We start from the raw sequence: 17,724 nt of genomic DNA, 5'->3' as shown, positions 1-17,724 counted from the left end.
CGTGATCTCCGGCACGTGCCGGGCATGCAACTCGCTGCGAGGATTTAGGATGGTTTCACAGGCCCCGGCCCGCCCGCTGAAAATTCTCGTGCTCGGAATCAACTACGCGCCCGAGATCATTTCGACCGCAGTTTACAACACCGACCTCGCCGAGGGCATGGCAAGCCGCGGCGCCGAGGTGCGAGTGGTCGCGGCCAAGCCCTATTATCCAGAGTGGTGTGTGCGGAAAGGCTGGCGCGGTCCATTCTGGCGCAATCGGCGCTCCGAAACCGGCGTAAAGATCACTCATTGCCCGCTCTACGTGCCCGCCAACCCCACCGGCCTCAAGCGCATCCTGCACCATGCCAGCTTTGCCCTTACCGCCCTGCCCATAGCCCTCTGGCGCGGGCTGGTCTGGCGCCCCGATATCGTATTCGTCGTCGCGCCCTCATTGATATCCGCTCCTGTAGGTTGGCTGGCAGCCCGGCTTGCTGGTGCCAAGGCATGGCTCCACATTCAGGACTTCGAGGTCGAGGCCGCTTTTGCAACAGGCCTGCTGAAGCCCGAAAGCCGCATCGCCCGAGCAGCCCGGGCCTTTGAGACCTGGGTGCTGCGCCGCTTTGACCGGGTCAGCACGATCTCGGCACCGATGGTCGCCAAGCTTCGCAAGAAACATGTGCCGCAAGAGCGCGTCTGCGAGCTTCGCAACTGGGCGAATCTCGAGAACGTCAAACCGCTTGAGGGGCCATCGCCGATGCGCGCCGAACTGGGCATCCACACGCCTCACGTTGTGCTCTACTCCGGCAACCTCGCCAACAAGCAGGGACTTGAGATCATTCCCGACATTGCCCGACGCCTCGACCATCGCCGCGATGTAACGTTCGTTGTCTGCGGCGATGGACCAATGAGGCCACGGTTAGAGGATATGTCTCGCGACCTTCCTAGCGTCCGTTTTCTGCCGCTCCAGCCCATTGAGCGGCTGGGCGAATTGCTGGGCATGGCTGACATTCACTTGCTGCCTCAGATCGCCAGCGCGGCCGATCTCGTCTTGCCATCGAAACTGACCAATATGCTCGCCTCAGGCCGCCCGGTTCTGGCCACTACCGAGGCGGGCACAGCTCTTGCCGATGAGGTCGAGGGCGCCGGATTGGTGACTCGCCCGGGTGACGGAGTGGCCGCCGCCGAAGCACTGTCCGCTTTGCTGGACGACCCTGAGCGCCGGGCCGCCCTTGGCGTCAGAGCCCGCACCCTTGCGATGGAGAGATGGGATGCCTCGCGCACGCTCGACGAGCTCAAAGCGGCCTTTGAGCTACTTTGCAGTGAAGGTCGGACAACTCCGCATGAAACACCGCCTGCGGCCCCAACTCGCACCGACATTGCTTTGAATACCCGCTTCCGGCTCAACCCAAAGGCCTTTCACCAACTGGACCGCTGAGCACTTCAGGGATCGCGCTGGTGCTCCGCAACCAAGCGGCCCGGCGGAGCTGGCATGCGGCCGAAGCGCGACGCAACGAGAGCCTGATATGCCTGATAAAGCAGAAATGCCCAAACCAGCGGCCTCACAGGAAAGTCCGCCGAGTAGCGGGGGATCTCCGCAAAAAGCGCCAGCGTCAGCAGATATAGCGTGGCGACCTTTGCCGAGTCAGGAAAGACTGTCGCCGTTTTCTGCATACAGCCCACGAACCAGCCCCACAGCATCATCCCGAAAATGACCCCCGGCAGCCCGAAATCGGCATAAAAATCAGTGACGATATTGGACCCCACGCCCCACCCGGCTGTCGGCTCCAGCATCTCGCTCTTGAGGAGTTTGGACGTGGTGTCAAAGGTCAGCGAGTCACCGAAGACCACACCGCGCAAAAGCGGCACCACCCCCATGAACCCTACCAACTTGTAGAGGCCGTATCCGTAGTCCACCTTCTCCGGCACCACCTCGAAAGTGGCGCGAAGCCCGATGGTGGTGATGTTGAAGCTGTTGTCATCCCCCGCCGAGATTGCGTTGCCGCTGAGGCTCACCGCCAGCGCGTCCTTCAGCGGCATGGTCTGGGTCATCCGCAAAACCTCGATCGACTGATACAAGACCAACGCGCCAATCAGGAAGGCCAACAGGTGGAGACGGGTCGCGCGCCAGACGTATGTAAACAGGCCACCCACGATGAATATCCCGAAGAGCATGAAGCTGTTGCGATCGCCCGCCAGCAGGATCCGCGTGATCCAAAGCAGATTGACCCCCATCGCCAGCAGCAGGCCTGGCGGCAATGGCTTGCGCTGTGCCAGCCTGAAAATGAACTCGCCCGTGCCAACCATCGCCAGCAACAGGATGATCAGGTAGATGCCCTCTGCAATCTGCCCGCCCGAGGAAGTGCCGGTGTAGCGCCCCTCGCTGGCTGCCCGGAATCCTAAAGCGAAATAGACAGCGATCAGCACCAGTTGGAGAGTCAGGCAGAAGGCCGGAAGCGACGTGCTTGGCGTACGCTTGCCCGAAACCCGAAGCGCCCGCCCCCGCAGCCCCGCGTCGACCCCAAAGTCGAACGCCAGCACCCCGATGGTGGCCGCGATGACTGCTAGGTTTGCGTGCTCCACGTAGGTACGGCGCAGAAAGATGCTGCGGTTCATATCTGTGAGACCGAGCAGGTAGAGCTGGTAGGGATAGTAGAACAGCAGGAAGTAGAAGAAGAAAAACAAAAGCTTCGGCGTCATGAACGTCGGCAGGCCGGGGCGTACTATGGCAGGCATCAGAAGCGCCCGGCCGACCAGCGTGTAGAAGGCTGCGAAGCAACCTGCGAGCACCAGCGAAGAAGCCCCTGGCGGCGCGCCGCAGAACAACGCGGTCAGAAGCGAGATGAGGCACAATTCGGCAAAGTTGAAGTGGGTCAGCCTCATCCGCACCTCAACTCCGCTGTGGCATCAGTTTTGCGCGGGTGAGCGGCGTTAGCATGAGCCAGCCTGCCACCGCCGCAAGGCAGAGTACGGGTGGAAGCGCGGCGATCACCCACACGCTCCGGGGCACCAGTGGCGCAAGGAGCACGCTCAACGCAAGCGCTCCAGCCGCGATCAGAAGGCTACGGCGCGGAAGGGCGCTTGACGGCCCCAGCAAGCGGCGCACCATCACCGCGAACCCCAGCCACATCGGAAGCCGAGCAACCATGATGGCCCCGATCATGACCCATGGCGCACCCGTCAACGCAAGCGCGACCCCGCCGAAGAGAAGGGAAAGCAGCATGCTTGCCGCACCAAGCAGGACTTTCGGCCTGAGCTTCAGCCCCGCGTCCTGGATCTGCCCATCGCATCGGCAAAGCGCCAGCTGAACAAAGGCGAGGCTCATGGCAATGGTCAGCGGCTGACCCATAAAAACCTCCGGGTCGGCCCAAAGGCCCACGAAGGACTCGTTGAAGAGGATCATGAGGCACGCCAGCACCGTGGCGATGGCCGCCACGATCTCCCGAGTTTCTCTCGCCCGCGCTGCCGACTGTGCAATCTCACCTTGCCCCAGCAGACGTCCCAGACCGGGCATCATCGCGCTTGCGGTCATCAGGCAGGCGGCCAGCGCGAACTGAAGGACGAACGAGGTGAAGACCCAGACCGTGACCGCAGTTGCGCCAAGGATCGCGCCCAGAAGCAAAATCTCCGTCGCGAGCATGAGGCGTGCCACCAGCGCCCAACCCAGCACCCAACCGCCGAACCGCGCCAGTTCACCTGCCTCTCCCGGTTCCGGGCGGCTTGCGCCAAACCACGGCAGCGAAGCGCGCGCCACCAGCCACGTCAGCGCACCGTTAAGCACAGTCGCCGCAAGCACAACGGCCGCGAGCCCTACCAGCCCGCCAGCGTCGCTGAGTGCGACGATCACCAGTGCCGCGTTCGACAACGGCAGCAGCAACGTGGTCACCAGCATTGAGCGGTAACCAAGGTTGCTGCCCACTAGAGCCGCATCCGGAATACCTGAAAGGCCACGCGCCACCACGTTCAGCCCAAGCACCGCCCCCATCAACATCAGCGCCAAGCCGAGATGTTCCGGCACATCCGCGATCAGGACCGGCAGCATCAATACGAGGCCCAACTGAATCAAAAGGAGCGCCGGCAACCACAGGAACCAGACCCTGAGCGCCGATCCGACCATCCGCCTCAGCCCTGCCGGGTCCGTCTCTCTACCGCGGTGAGCAAACACCCATTTCAAAGCCTGCGTCGCCTGCCCGTCCGCCACGGCTCCAACGTCAAAAAGCCGCTGAGCTGCTTTCCATATCCCGAAGGCGACAGGGCCAAGCGCCCCTGCGAGAAGCGGGTTTGCCACGAGGCCGACCGCTGCCAGAACTGCGAAGTTGAGGTAGCTGGCCAGCGCATTGCGGCGCGCCGGGCTCACGATGCCGCTCCCCCACGGTTCAGCTGTGTGAGCGCCTCTTGGAGGGTCGCCTCGGCGGGATTTTCTGATGAGAGCTCGAAAGGGTTGGACATCCTGTTCCGGAGCTCCGCAAAACGCGCCGCATAGCCCTCGAGAAAAATCTGAAAGGTTTCGTCCGACAGGCCCTCCCCCCGTGAGCATTGCGCCGGTCGACGCAAAACTCTATCGCGGAGCAACTCGTCCGCCGCGGCTAGGAAAACCGCGCGACCACCTAGGCTCTCAAAGGCTGAAATGGTGCGTTGCACTGTTTCCGACTCGGGTTTGAATCGCCCTTCCTTCAGGCACATCGCAACCTGAAAGAGTGGACCCTGATCGAGCAGAAGATGTTTTGCAGGGCGATTTGCAGCGAGCTGTCCGCGCTGGACTAAATCCAGAAACACATGCAATTGCGCATGGTTGCGGAAGACCTGCCACCGTTCCTTCCCTCCATGCGGCCAGCCGCCCTCCGCAAGCGCGCGTGCGATGCCTCTCGCCGCCGCAACGGGATGCCTCCGGTAGGGCAGACCGGTCGCCGAATTGCCGAATTCGCGCGCCAGACCGCGCGTGAGCGTCGATTTGCCCGCCCCCGTGAGGCCCAGCACTTCGACGCGCAGAAAGGGCCGTGCAATCTCTTCCCACGCCCGGCGGAACACGCGAGCCTGCACCTCTTCGGGGCGCGTCTCGCCGGTGTCGAGCATCAGCATGTTCGCCGCGGACCACTCGGCCCGCCATACTTCGCCGGAACGCGCCATAAGCGTCGCCCGATCGTCATCGGGGCGGCGCCGGCAGGCAACTTCCGGGTCGAGGCGCAGAACGACCAGAAGATCGGCTGAGACCGTCTTTCGGTAGAGGCGCTGCTCCCAGGCCGCCAGCCTGCGGCGGAGTGGGGTGCGCGCATCCTCTATCCGTGGCCCATCCATGTGGGTGAATTCCGGCCGATGCAGGCGGTCGAGGATCACGATACGCCCGGCCGCCCGCGCTCGCTCCGCCCGGCGAGAAACACTGCGACGGTTAAAGGCCAGCGCTAGGCTGCGGAGGTCTTCCGACACTTCCGGCTGTCCCGCAGCTCTCAGGAGCTTGCCCAATGCGGCGAGCGTTACTCCCAGCAGAGATCGTCCCGGCCGCCCAAAGTGCAGGCTCTCCACGGCGAGGTGTTGTCCGAGCGCACGAGACAGGGCCGCTGAATTGGTGCTCTTTCCAGCGCCATCTCCGCCCACAAAGGCGATAACTCTCCCGCCCTGCCCGGCCGTCTTGCGGCCAGAGGAAGCGCCAGATAAACCGCCGCGAAGCCTATCTAACCGAGTTCGATTGACGCGCCAGATGCAAGCGAGCAAGGACCGCCACTCGCTTGCATCCCGCATTCCCGCGAGAGCCTGTTTAACCTCCCGCGCTGCAAGGCGAAGCTGCGCCCCGCGTCCTCGTTCCGCCACCTCTGCCAGCCTTCGGAAGCCACCTAGTGAGAACGGCAGGCCAGAACTAGACAAGCTCTCATCGAGGCCCTCCAATGCTCCCTGACGCTTCAACCAATCCAACTCGCGCGCCACACCTGCGCGCGTCTCAGAGCGATAGAGTGCTCGCAACTGGCGAATGGGAAACTCCGCCACCGCCCCAGTCGTTGCTGACTTCAGCAGCACGCGGATGACGAAGATCAAGAACTCCCGCTCCGGCCGCGGCAACCAAATCGGCCCCGCGCGGCGGCGCCCTTCCAGATACCAATCGACCAGCGGTAAGGTGTAGTTCTTGTGGTAGTCGTACCCCAGCGTCAGCCCGGAATGCAGGTGCAGGTGGATCAACTGACCCGCCTCGGCATCCATCGTGAAGTAGTGCAGCATATTGCGCTGCCATCCGTCCTTCTCCGAGATGCCCTGCACGTAGCCAAGCTCTGAAATCAGCGCCTTGGCCTTAGTCTGGTCCGTCGGGCGCACCAGCAGATCAAGGTCGTCACGGCCCGAGAGCGCCCTGTCGATGTTGTTGTTGCTCTTCCAGTGAACGTATCGAATGTCGGCAGTGTCTAGCGCGGAGAGCAGCCGCGAGATTTGCGGCAACACGATATGAACCGCGCCACTATCCATGCACTCGGTCTTCAGTTTGAGCAGTCGGCGCCATGGTTTGGCGGCAAAACAGACTTAACGCGTGGCGTGCGGTTGTATGGCGATCGCGGAAGTCAGCATGAACCGCTGCACGGTCAAAATCCGTCGGCTTCCGACGGGCGCCTAGCCATTCATGGAACGCGGCACAAAAGTCGGCCTCCGGTGGCATCAAGTGCCCAATCCCTGCGATCTGAGACCTGATCGTTCCGCGATCCCGCGCGACCACCGTGACGCCATGTGCCATGGCCTCGAAGACCACCATCGGCTCGGCTTCATTAAGGTAGCTCGTCGCGAAGACGAACACATCGATCCCCTCGAAGAACGAGGACTTCGCAGCGCCGTAGACCGGCCCGAGCAAGCGAGCGCGACCCGCAGCAACAGCCGGGTGCGCCCTCAGTACCCGCGCGAAGTCTTGGTCAGCGACCGGCCCAGCCAGGTCGGCCTCAACCGAAATGCCCTTTGCATGCAGGTGCTCCACAAGATCCAGAAGCGTCACCGCGCCCTTCTCCGCCGAAAGGTTGGACAGCAACCCAAGCCGGAGCCGCGCGCCCTCCCGCGGCACCGCAACAACGTCGGCCACAGGCGAAACGAAGGCCGCATTGCTGATCACGCTGGCCCGTGCCGCTGGCCCATAGCGCGCCTCAAACGCCGCGCGCATGTCGCTTGACAGGAACACGTGGCGCATCTGGTCCAGCGGCGGTCGTGTGAGCCACCACATCAAGCGAGAAGGGGCATTGATATAAGCGTAGCTGTGATGGTGGCACGTCACTTCGTAACCCACGGCACGCGCAAGGCGGGCAAGAGCCAGCGTGAAGAGCAGGCCGCGCCCACCTTCACAGGGGATATAGGCCCGCCGCGCACCGCGCCGCCGAGCCACAACCAAGGCGAACATGGCGACAAGGCACCGCAATATCCGCGACGCCCCTTTCAGGCCGGCCCGCGATGATAAGGGCGCCAGGTTGACCCGCTGCACCTCGCCCTGCTGCTCCAACGCATCGGCCATGGCCTCGGTAACAGCGCTGAACCCATGCACCGGCGGAGGGAACTGGCCGATCGCCAGAAGAGGCCCGCCGCGACCGTTCATGCGCCCGCTCCCCCAGCCTCAGGCCTTTGCCGAACCCACCGAGCAGGCTGCCCTGCATAGATGCCGCCGCCCTCCAGCGGCGTCAGCACCAGTGACCGTGCGCCGACGACAGCACCATCGCCGATACTCACCCCGGGGCCAACAAAAGCGCCTGCCGCAATCCAGACTTCCGAACCAATTTCGACCGGTGCGTTGGCGTAGGCAAAGTCCAAGCGCGCGGGCTCATGCGAGCCAGTGCAGATGTAGCAATCCTGCGAAATGCACGCGTTGTCGCCAACCGTGATGCTCTCCAGCGAGTAAAGCTCCGCCCGGTCCCCGATCCAGCAATTCGCCCCCAATCGGACCTTCCAAGGATAGGTCACCCGCGCCGAGGGGCGTATGAGGCATCCCGGCCCGACCTTTGCGCCGAATGCCCGCCACCAGAAGGCGCGCCAGCCGTACATGAACTGGGGAGAGCTTTGCACCAGCACGGCCTGAACCAGCCACCAAAGCTGCACGACAAATGCCGATCGGCCACGAGAGCCGGGGGGCAGGCAAAAGCTGCTAAGATCCTGATACCGCGCCAAGACGTACCGTTCCAATCATCCCAGTCTGGACACTCGCCATCAGGTTGTGCCCAGACTTCTTTGGTAGTCCCATCATACGCTTCGGGCAAGTGCGACGGCCTTGACTCGTCAGGCCTTGTCGACCCGCAAATCGGCATCTTCCATGCGGCTTTTCCAGTCTTGCGCCCGCTCGCTGAGCCGCCCGACGACCTGCGCGGGGTTGCCGGCAATGATGCTATCAGGCTCAACCTTGCCGCGAACCACTGACCCCGCCGCCACAACCACATCATCCCCGAGCACGGTGCCCGGAAGCAGGATCGCCCCCATCCCGACGAAGACATTGTCGCCGAGCGTGATGGGCCGGATGAAGGCAATGTCCGTTTCCGGCGCCTCGCCGATCGCCCTCAAACCAGCGGTAAGCGAATAGTCGTGCGTCAACAGAATGGCCCGCTGTGAGATCACGACCCGGTCTCCAAGCGTGATCTGGTCGAAATCGTCGAACTTGGCGTCGAGCGCGATATAGCGAGGGCAGCCAGTCATCCTTTGGCCCATCGCGCGGAGCAGCGGCAGGTAGGCCCGCATGCAAAGCCGCGCCGAGAACGGCTCAATTGGGCGGAGTAAGAACCGGGCCGCGTGAAAACCAAGGCGCGAAAGTGAGCGGCGAAGTGGGATCATCCTGCGACCTCCATGAAATGCCATTTGTAGCAAGTCGCCACTGCCATTCCGGTGAAGGCTGCGACCTTGGCCTGCGCATAGGTAAGGGGCGACCTATCTTCCACCGGTAGAGCCTCACCGATGACCCGAGCGACCTCCGATGGCGCAGCGTCGGGCGCCACGTAGAATGGGTATTCAGGCCCAAGGAGCGCCACGTGCTCGTCGATCCGAGACGCGACGATAAGGTTGCCGAGGCTGATGTTCTCGATCAACGCGTTAGGCGTGCCTTCGTGCCTGCTGAGCGTCACGTAGACGGGGTCGCGCTGGTATATCGGCAATATGTCAGGCTGGTGCCCTTCCAGATCCACGCGCCCCGCGCCGCCAGCCTGCTCCACAATTTCCGACACCGCCTCACGCTCACTTCCGTCGCCCAGAATGCGAAAGCGGGCCGGGCTGCCCTGCGCGGCCAAGACGAAGGCCTGAGCAAGCTGGCGCACATTTTTTTGTGGCTCGAGACGACCGGCAAACACCACCTCGCGCTGCGACGTGCCAGCAGAGTTGGCGGTCAGCCCAGCAGCAAGATTGATGTTCGGCACCACGTGCAGCGCCGCAGCGTTGATCCCGCTTGCGAGCCAGTACCGGCGCCCGGCCTCGGAGTTGCAAAGGATACGCCGCGCCCCACGCGCCAATCTGCGCCGCAGCCTGTAACGCCAATTCGGAGGGTAGTGGCTGTCACGCTCCGTCATGACCCATGGCACGTGCCGGCCAGTGACGCCAAGCAGAGACGTGCTCAGGGCAGCGAGCACATCGCTTCCATGGAGCCAACTGCACACCACATCCGGCCGTAACTCGCGCAATCGTTTCGCCATGCGGAATATGTTGCGGGGATCATAAACTGAGCCGCCAGGAAGCCGCACCGCTCTAATCCTGTCTTGCCTCAGGGCCGCAAAATTCTCGCCCTCCTGAAAGTAGATCAACTGCACTTCGATGTCGGGGTCGAGAGCCAGTGCGTTCATCAGGGCGACGCATTGCTTTTGCGCGCCGCCCTGACCGAAGCTGTTTATGGCGAAGCACAGGCGCATTCCGTCCACCATCCCGACAGGGCGAACCCTGTCTTCTGCGCCCGCAAGTGTTCGGCAGGCGATGCATTTCATCTCAGGGTAGTGAGCGTGTTTTACGGAACAAAGGCAAGCGTCGTGCAAATCGGCTTCATCCGAGCCTCGCCGAAAAAATCCGTCGCGGCTCGGAGAATGCCTCAAACGATCTGGCTGAAACTCACGTCATCGAAGGCCACGTTCCCCCCGGCGCTGCCCACTCCAACGCCAAAGAGCGTCCGGTCGGTCCAAGCCGCGCAACTCACGCCCTCAAGCCCCGGCACGGCCGTTCCATTGCGCAGGACAGTCACCGCTTGCCCCACCAGTTCCACGCGGACCGTATCGCCGTCAGCCCAGGCCCCACCCGTTCCGGTAGCAATAACGGTCTTCGCGTTCGCAACGATGGATTGCAGCTCGATCTGGCCGCCCTGAACAGTCAGCCGCAACAGGTTAGTCTGGTTCGTGGCTCGCAGCGCAATGTAGCCGCCGATCACGAGACTGCCCGAGACTGTCACCTCAAAGGCTCCATCCGGCGCGCCCGCCTCCGCCACGAGGTAATGCGAGCCGCCCGCCACAGTAGTATTCGCCAGCTTGTTTCCGGCGAGCAGCCACGCGCCGCCGCTACCAAGCGCCTGCCATGTCTTAGGCACTGCGCCTTCGGTCTCGACTGGCGGGCCATCGGCCCGCGTGAAACTGTCGGTGAAGCCAAGATCATCCACGGCCGTCAGGCTGACTTCCCCGGTGGCCTCCGTGGCCGCAAATCGATCATGCGGCACGAAACTCGCGGTGAAGCCATGCTGGCCGCTAGCGATGCCCGCAATCACCGTGCTGGCCAAGCCACCCGCAACAACCTCCGTGGCAACCGGCAGCCCCGCCTCGTAGAAAGTCACACTGCCGGGCTGGCCGGTAGAAACCTCCGCCGTCAACGCCACGTCGTTCCCGGTCTTCACGAATGCGCCGGAGGGGCCGGTCAGCGTGAGCGACACAGCCTCACGTGCCGCCATCGCCGCAGCGACCGTGGCCTGTGCCTGACCAATTGAAAACCCTCCCGCAATAGCCCGCGCCAGCGCCACATGGCCCTGCGCATTGGGATGAACGCCCTCCGGCAAGGTCAGTTCGGGACCGATGACGTTGAGCGTATCCACGAAGGCTCGCCCCGCACTCGCGGCAGCCGCCGCAACCTCGGCGTTGACGGAGGAAAAACCCGGTTGAGCGGGCCCGCTTACGGCAACAAACGGCACATCCGACAGACCGGCAAGTGCGCTCTCCACTGCCGCCTGAATGCCGCTTTCCCCGTCATCATTCCTCGACCCTGCGCAGATCAGCGCCATAACACCCGAACCAAGGATCTCCGGCAGCCGCCCGCCGAAGGCATTGGCAGACCCGGCATTCACCCAGCCGGTTCCCCCAACCGCGAAGTTGACGATCCGATCCGCCCCAAGCAGCCGCGCGATGAAGTATCCCGCCGTTTCCAGCCCGCTGGCGCCGCCCACGCTATACCCCGCGCCGCGAAAGAAACTGTCCCCCAACACGCCGACCGGGCGCGCCACAGGCGCGGCGGGTCGGGTCAGCCCCTGCCCCGATGGCACGATCACGCCGTTCAGGCTGGAGACGGTCTCCATCTCCAACGTGATGTGCCGCGCCCGCGCAGTCGGAAAGGCAACCCGCACGTAATGGATCGCGTTGGGGGTGGTCGCATGCCGCTCAAGGTGCAGGCTGTGCAACTTGCCGTCCACCACCACCCGCAGCCCAAGGTCATAACCCGAAGCCGGCACATAAACCTTTGCCTCGAACACATCGTTCGCCGCATCAGTGACAAACTCGAGGTTGCAGTAATAAGTGATCCCAAGCGTGGACAGCCCCGCCGCGATCCGGCCCGAGCCGGTCTTTCGCACGTCGAGGCACCCATCGTAGCGATAGTGCGGATCGCCGTGAAAATCGGCTGAGCAATCTACCAGCGTCCCGGCCAGCGTTTGCGCCGTGCCTATGCTGATGCTGGGCATATCCTCGGGCGCGAGATTGGCGAGCAGGCCCTCGAGTGAAAGTGACCGCCCCCGCCGCAGGCGCAGGCTCGGCGTCTGTGTGAGATCAAGGGTGAATCCGGTCATGCTTAGACCACGAAGCCATGAATGCCCGTCGCAGTGGTGCCCGTGGCCTGCACCCGCCGCACGCCCACCGGCAGCATCGACTGGTCGGCCACTGCAACTGTCCGCGTCGCCCCGGCCTGCGTGACGATCACGAGGTCTCCCCCAGTCTCGATATAAAGCGCCACGCAAACGGCGGACAGGTTGGTGCTGTCCGACGGTGTGACCGGAATGATATCGGTCGCGGGGCCGGAGAGGCTGGGCGTGCGGTTCTTGAACGGATCGTGCATGGAGGCGGGCTCTCTGTGGTTGAATCTGCGGAAATCGTCGCGCCGGTTCGCGCCGGTCGGCATTCGTGCCGGTCGACCCTAAGCGAGCTTCCTTTACGAATGCCGAGACCACCGAACGGCGGGCCGCATCCGTCACCGAGCCGCCAAACCCCGCCTTTCCCTTGCAACCACCCCCTCAGCCGTTACACCAAGGGCCAGCATGACAGGTGAGGAGAGCAGACCGATGGCCAAGCAGCTGCTGTTTTATGAAACCCCAGCCGCGGTGAACCCCGCGCGGCACGGCAAGACGCTTGTAAAGGACACCGGCGATTTCAGCTTTGCCGCCGGGGTCAACTCAGTGCCCATCGCCGCCGCCGAATTCGCGCTCTGCGCTGCCGAGTATCCTATTGTGTTTGCGGGCGATCCGAAGGCCCCCGTTCCCTCGGTGATCCTCGGTCTGGACGGGTCACGCAATGCCTTCATCGGCAAAAAGGGCAATTGGCTGGGCAGCTACGTTCCGGCCTACATCCGCCGCTACCCCTTTGTCCTGTCGCAGCAGGACAAGACCGGCACCCAGACCCTGCACATCGATGACAGCGCCGCTTGTCTTGTGACCAAGGGCAAGGGCGAGGCACTGTTCGATGCTGGCGGCAAGCCAACGCCCTACCTCGAAGGCGTGCTGAAGTTTCAGCAGGATTATCAGGCCCAGCACCAGCGCACCCAGGCCTACGCCCAGCGCCTCGCGGACCTCGAGTTGCTCAAGCCGATGCAGGCCAATTACACCACGCCCTCCGGGGAGAAGCGCACGCTTCAGGGTTTCTTCACCGTCGATCGTGAAAAGCTGAAAGGCCTTGAGGATGATGCGGCACTCCAGATGTTCCGTACTGATGAGCTGGAATGCACGTTCCTCCACCTCGCCTCGGCCCGGAACTTCAAGGCGCTCGCAGATCGGGTAAGCGAGGCCGCAAAGGCTGCGTGACCTCAGGGCCGCGCGTATCTGACATAGGCAAACCGGCGGGCATCAGGCGACCATGACGGCACGTTGATGCTGCCCTGCCCGCCGAAGAAGGCGCAGAGCGTCTTCGGCGCTCCGCCGCCCGCGGGCATAAGCCTCAGCTCGACCTCACGGCCAAACGGGTGCCCTTCTGTGCCAGGCGGGTAGGCGAGATAGAGCACGTGCTCACCATTCGGCGAAGGGTGCGGAAACCAGTCCACGCTGTCACCGCCCGTCATCTCCTCGGGGTCTTCACCACCCGGCCCCATGCGCCAAAGGTTCATCTGCCCCCCCCTGTCGGAGTTGAACCAGATATGGCGGCCGTCGGGGGTATAGTCCGGCCCGTCATAATGCCCACCACCGGCGATCAGCACCGTCTCGTCGCCCCCGGCTTCAGGGATCGTGGCAATGCCGAAAACCCCGTCACGGCGGCAGGTGTAGGCCAGCCGTTCGCCATCGGGCGACCAGCCGTGCCACCAACTCGGCGTCTGCATCGTGATCCGTTCCGGCACACCGCCGCCCGCAGGCAGGGTGTAGATGCAAGACGCACCGGCTTCGCTGCTGTCTGAAATCGCGAGCCATTTACCGTCCGGAGAGAGCCCGTGATCGTTGTTCAGGCCATCGTGCAGGCCGGTGTCTATCAATTCCAAACCAGGTGCATCGAGCGGCACACGATAGAGACGCCCGTCTGCGTTGACGATCAGCGCATCCCCCGCCCAGTTCGGCGCCTCGATGTGCCGGTCGGTCTCTAGCAGCGTTTGGCTCTCGCCGGTCTCAAGGTCAAAGATTTCAAGCGCAGCAAACATCAGGTCGGGTCGTAGCTGAATCGGGTGAAATCGGCGGTGCGGCCCTGCCCGGTGATGTCGAAGCACATCATTCCCACGAAGGCCCCGGTGAACGAGCCATGCTCGCCCCGCCCGCCCTCGTCAGAAATCACGCTGGCATCCAGTTCCGGTCCGAACGGCTGCCAGTTGCCGCTACCCTGCCGATAGATGAATTGCTGCTTGGCGTGGTCGACTTCAACCGCCAGTTCCACCGGCCCCTCGGCCAAGGCCACCGGCTTGGCCGGAAACTGCATCCGCCCATCTGGCCAGTCACCGGGGCAGGACATTAGCATCAGGCAACGTCCCAGTTCCTCCGTCCACGACACGGCGGCAAAGTGAAACTTGTACCGATTGTAATAGGTCGTCAGCCCGGCGGCCTGCTGGTATGTCGTCGGCTCGAACACCTCCAGAGTCGTCGCAGCGCGATACCGCAAATGCTCCTGCCGCCGCGCCACAAGGCTTTGCTCGAACCAGCTGCCAATGCTCTCCCGTCCGGTCAGCCTCAGCGCCTCGCCGGTCAGCGTGAACATCCGCTCCGGCTCCGGCGTGCGCAGCCATTGGAACTCGGGTGGAAGCTCATCCGAAAACTTCCGCTCCACGGCAACCGGCGCCCGCTGCTCCACATCAAACGGCGCTGGCACTTCCAGATGCGCCAGCGTGCCGCCGCCCTCGACATAAAGCCAGTCATCGCGCCATTCGCATTTCTCGATCCCCGTCTCCCGCCCAAGTGGCGAGAACCGCCCCGGCAGGGGCCGTGAACAGAGGAAGGTGTGATAGGTCTCGCCCTCGGGCGTCTCCACGATCTGCCCGTGCCCGGTGCGTTGCAGCGGCGCGTCCGGGTCGTCCTTGGCAGTCAGCAGATGGGTGTCGGGGTGCAGCTCATAGGGGCCGAACACATCGCGACTACGCGCCATCGTCACAGCGTGGCTATACCCCGTCCCACCTTCGGCCACGGTCAGGTAGTACCACCCGTTCCGCTTACTCAGGTGCGGCCCCTCAGTAAGCCCCAGCGCGGAGCCCTTGGAGATCACCTTGATCTCCCCCTTCAGCCCCTCCTCGGGATGCCACTCCTGGCAGAGGATGCCGTCAAACGCAGAGGTCTTCGGCTTGCCGCCGATGCTCTCGCTGATGTGGTTCCACTGAAGCACCAGCCAGTATTTCTTCCCGTCGTCATCATGAAACAGGGAAGGATCGAACCCGTGGCTGCTCACATAGACCGGTTCGCTCCACGGCCCTTCGATGGAGGGCGCGGTAACGATGTAATTGTGCGCATCCTTGAAGTTACCATCATACCGCTTCACGTCAGTATACACGAGCCAGAAAAGCCCGTCGGCGTAGCTAAGGCAGGGCGCCCAGATCCCGCAACTGTCGGGGTCGCCGCGCATATCCAGTTGGCTCGCACGCGAGAGCGGACGACAGGCCAGATCCCAGTTGACCAGGTCCTTGGAGCGGTGAATCTGCACGCCCGGATACCATTCGAAGGTCGAGGTCGCGATGAAATACTCATCGCCCACCCGGCAGATCGACGGGTCCGGGTTGAACCCCGGCAGGATCGGGTTGCGGATCATCGTTGCGCCGCCCCCTTGGTCTGCTCCGCCGACTGCGCCCAGAGGTTGATCGCCTCCTCGTCGGCGTATTCATCAATTTCCGCCAACTCGGCCTCCGTGAACTCGAGGTTCCCCACCGCCCCCACGCAATCCACCACCTGGCTCGGCTTGCTGGCCCCGATCAGTGCGGTGGTGATCCCGCCGCCCCGCAGCACCCATGCAATCGCCATCTGCGCCAGCGTCTGCCCGCGCCGCTCGGCAATCCCGTTCAGCGCCCGTATGTTCTCGATCGCCCTTTCGCTAAGCATCTCCGACCGCAGCGATTTCCCCTGCGTCGCCCGGCTGCCCTCGGGCATGCCATTCAGATACTTCGCTGTCAGCATCCCCTGCGCAAGCGGGGTAAAGGCAATCGACCCCACACCAAGCTCGGCCAAAGTGTCCTTCAGCCCGTCCCGCTCGACCCAGCGGTTGATCATGTTGTAACTCGGCTGGTGGATCAGGCAGGGCGTGCCGAGATCGCGCAGGATCGCCACCGCCTCCCGCGTCCGCTCCGAATTATACGAGGAAATCCCGGCATAAAGCGCCCGCCCTGACCGCACGATGTAATCCAGCGCGCCCATGGTCTCCTCCAGCGGCGTGTCCGGGTCGAAGCGGTGCGAATAGAAGATATCGACGTAATCCAGCCCCATACGCTTCAGCGACTGGTCGCAACTGGCCACCAAATATTTCCGGCTCCCCCACTCGCCATAAGGCCCCGGCCACATGCCGTATCCCGCCTTCGACGAGATAATCAGCTCATCCCGGTAGGGCGCAAAATCCGTTCGCAGGATCTCGCCAAACGCCTGCTCCGCCGCGCCGGGGCGAGGGCCGTAGTTATTGGCGAGGTCAAAATGGGTGATCCCGTGGTCGAAGGCCGTCCGGCATATCTCCCGCTTGGTCTCGTGCGGCGCGTCATCGCCGAAGTTGTGCCACAGTCCGAGCGACACGGCGGGCAGCTTCAGCCCCGAGCGTCCGCAGCGGCGATACACCATCCGCTCGTACCGGTCCTCCGCGGCGGAATAGACACTCATGCCAGCAGCGCCTTAGCTGCACCCGGCCCCAGGGCGGCAGGCCGCTCGCAGGTGGTCGCAATATCGAGCGCCCGCCCCTCTTCGCCCGCCTTGAGGATCGAAGTCATCACATCCACCACATGCGTCGCGAAGTCATCCGAGCAGCGGTGCGGGCGCCCCTCAAGAATGGCCTGCGCCATATCGGCCAGCCCCGCCGTGCGATAGTTCGCCCGCCCGTTGTCATTGGCCTTGGAGAACGGATGCGCCCACTCCCCGGAGATGTTGGTGAACACCCCCTTCTCCGTCACCCGCACCTCGCCGCCAAAGAAGTTGGGGTCTGGCACATGCAGTGTGCCTTCGGTGCCGTAAAGCTCCATGTTCGAATGCCCGTGCTGCCAGACATCCCACGACGCGATGAACGTCACCTGCGCCCCGGAGGCGAATTGCAGGATCGAGTGGATCGTCGTCGGCGTCTCCACCTTGATCTTCTCGCCATGGCGCGGCTGCGAGGTGATCGTGCGATACGCGTTCGCGCTCGAACTCATCGCCACCACCCGCTTCACCGGCCCGAGCAACTGCACGAGGTTGCTCACGTAATACGGCCCGATATCCAGTACCGGCCCGGCGCCGGGCTGGAAGAAGAAATCGGGGTTCGGGTGCCACATCTCCATGCCCGCGCTCTGAACAAAGCAGGTGCCGGAGGTCACACGCCCCACCGCCCCGCTGTCCACCAGATGCCGCGCCAACTGATGCGCCCCGCCGAGGAAGGTATCGGGCGCCGAGCCCACCCGCAGACCCTTCTCGCCCGCAATGGCCTTCAGTGCCTCGCCCTCTTCCAGCGTCAGCACAAAGGGCTTCTCCGAGTACACATGCTTGCCCGCCTCCAGCACGCGTTTCGACACCTCGAAATGCGCGTTCGGCACCGTCAGGTTCACCACCACGTCAACGTCATCCGCCGCCAGCAGCCCGTCGATGCTCTCCGCCCGCAGGCCAAACTCCTCGGCCCGCGCCTTGGCGGCCCCTTCGTTCAGGTCCGCGCAGGCGAGCATCTCGATGCCCTTGAAGAGCGGCGCGAGGCGCATGTAGGCGGCCGAGATGTTGCCGCAGCCGATCACGCCAATTCCAAGTGTGTCAGCCAT

At 63.6% G+C, this 17,724-nt stretch carries 15 protein-coding genes; 2 read left to right on the top strand and 13 right to left on the bottom strand.

Going from position 1 to position 17,724, the window contains the following annotated elements:
• The first annotated feature begins 1 nt into the window (after position 1).
• A complete protein-coding gene (locus ACUXVX_RS04640) occupies positions 2–1,414 on the top strand; it encodes a WcaI family glycosyltransferase (protein WP_446310578.1) in 1,413 nt (470 codons plus the stop codon).
• Positions 1,415–1,419: 5 nt separating this feature from the next.
• Here ACUXVX_RS04640 and ACUXVX_RS04635 read toward each other — a convergent pair whose 3' ends face one another.
• The 9 genes from ACUXVX_RS04635 to ACUXVX_RS04595 all read right to left on the bottom strand — a co-directional run bounded on the left by ACUXVX_RS04635 (position 1,420) and on the right by ACUXVX_RS04595 (position 12,192).
• Positions 1,420–2,859, bottom strand: coding sequence for an O-antigen polymerase (locus tag ACUXVX_RS04635; protein WP_446310577.1), 1,440 nt, complete (start codon positions 2,857–2,859; stop codon positions 1,420–1,422).
• 7 nt (positions 2,860–2,866) lie between these two features.
• The gene (locus ACUXVX_RS04630; protein ID WP_446310576.1) at positions 2,867–4,333 is read right to left on the bottom strand and encodes a lipopolysaccharide biosynthesis protein; all 1,467 of its coding nucleotides are present in this window, start codon (positions 4,331–4,333) and stop codon (positions 2,867–2,869) included.
• Complete coding sequence (locus tag ACUXVX_RS04625) at positions 4,330–6,423, bottom strand: hypothetical protein (protein ID WP_446310575.1); 2,094 nt, start codon at positions 6,421–6,423, stop codon at positions 4,330–4,332. The genes ACUXVX_RS04630 and ACUXVX_RS04625 overlap by 4 nt, the downstream gene beginning before the upstream one ends.
• Complete coding sequence (locus ACUXVX_RS04620; protein WP_446310574.1) at positions 6,416–7,525, bottom strand: glycosyltransferase family 4 protein; 1,110 nt, start codon at positions 7,523–7,525, stop codon at positions 6,416–6,418. Before ACUXVX_RS04620 ends, ACUXVX_RS04625 begins: the two co-directional genes overlap by 8 nt.
• Positions 7,522–8,022, bottom strand: a complete 501-nt coding sequence (locus ACUXVX_RS04615; protein WP_446310573.1) for a WcaF family extracellular polysaccharide biosynthesis acetyltransferase — start codon at positions 8,020–8,022, stop codon at positions 7,522–7,524. The genes ACUXVX_RS04620 and ACUXVX_RS04615 overlap by 4 nt, the downstream gene beginning before the upstream one ends.
• A gap of 177 nt (positions 8,023–8,199) precedes the next feature.
• Positions 8,200–8,652, bottom strand: a complete 453-nt coding sequence (locus ACUXVX_RS04610; RefSeq protein ID WP_446310572.1) for an acyltransferase — start codon at positions 8,650–8,652, stop codon at positions 8,200–8,202.
• 89 nt (positions 8,653–8,741) lie between these two features.
• A complete protein-coding gene (locus ACUXVX_RS04605; RefSeq protein WP_446310571.1) occupies positions 8,742–9,878 on the bottom strand; it encodes a glycosyltransferase in 1,137 nt (378 codons plus the stop codon).
• 101 nt (positions 9,879–9,979) lie between these two features.
• Complete coding sequence (locus ACUXVX_RS04600) at positions 9,980–11,926, bottom strand: SGNH/GDSL hydrolase family protein (RefSeq protein WP_446310570.1); 1,947 nt, start codon at positions 11,924–11,926, stop codon at positions 9,980–9,982.
• A 2-nt stretch (positions 11,927–11,928) separates the two neighbouring features.
• Positions 11,929–12,192: a spike base protein, RCAP_Rcc01079 family gene (locus ACUXVX_RS04595; RefSeq protein ID WP_446310569.1), complete on the bottom strand. Its 264-nt coding sequence runs from the start codon at positions 12,190–12,192 to the stop codon at positions 11,929–11,931.
• A 223-nt stretch (positions 12,193–12,415) separates the two neighbouring features.
• Here ACUXVX_RS04595 and ACUXVX_RS04590 point away from each other — a divergent pair, with 223 nt between their 5' ends.
• A complete protein-coding gene (locus ACUXVX_RS04590; RefSeq protein ID WP_446310568.1) occupies positions 12,416–13,150 on the top strand; it encodes a SapC family protein in 735 nt (244 codons plus the stop codon).
• 2 nt (positions 13,151–13,152) lie between these two features.
• Here the strand turns inward: ACUXVX_RS04590 and ACUXVX_RS04585 are convergent, their stop codons facing one another.
• The 4 genes from ACUXVX_RS04585 to ACUXVX_RS04570 are packed head-to-tail and all read right to left on the bottom strand — an operon-like array spanning position 13,153 to position 17,724.
• The gene (locus ACUXVX_RS04585; RefSeq protein WP_446310567.1) at positions 13,153–13,971 is read right to left on the bottom strand and encodes a TolB family protein; all 819 of its coding nucleotides are present in this window, start codon (positions 13,969–13,971) and stop codon (positions 13,153–13,155) included.
• Positions 13,971–15,557 carry a glycoside hydrolase family 43 protein gene (locus ACUXVX_RS04580; protein ID WP_446310566.1) on the bottom strand — a complete coding sequence of 529 codons (1,587 nt, stop codon included), beginning with the start codon at positions 15,555–15,557 and terminating at the stop codon, positions 13,971–13,973. Before ACUXVX_RS04580 ends, ACUXVX_RS04585 begins: the two co-directional genes overlap by 1 nt.
• Positions 15,554–16,606 (bottom strand): L-glyceraldehyde 3-phosphate reductase, encoded by a 1,053-nt coding sequence (gene mgrA, locus ACUXVX_RS04575; RefSeq protein ID WP_446310565.1) that lies wholly within the window; start codon positions 16,604–16,606, stop codon positions 15,554–15,556. Before mgrA ends, ACUXVX_RS04580 begins: the two co-directional genes overlap by 4 nt.
• Positions 16,603–17,724 (bottom strand): Gfo/Idh/MocA family protein, encoded by a 1,122-nt coding sequence (locus ACUXVX_RS04570; RefSeq protein ID WP_446310564.1) that lies wholly within the window; start codon positions 17,722–17,724, stop codon positions 16,603–16,605. Before ACUXVX_RS04570 ends, mgrA begins: the two co-directional genes overlap by 4 nt.

This window comes from Vannielia sp. SX4, assembly GCF_052828525.1.
Note: the sequence above shows the minus strand (reverse complement) of the source record. Positions and strands in the feature narration are given on the sequence as shown.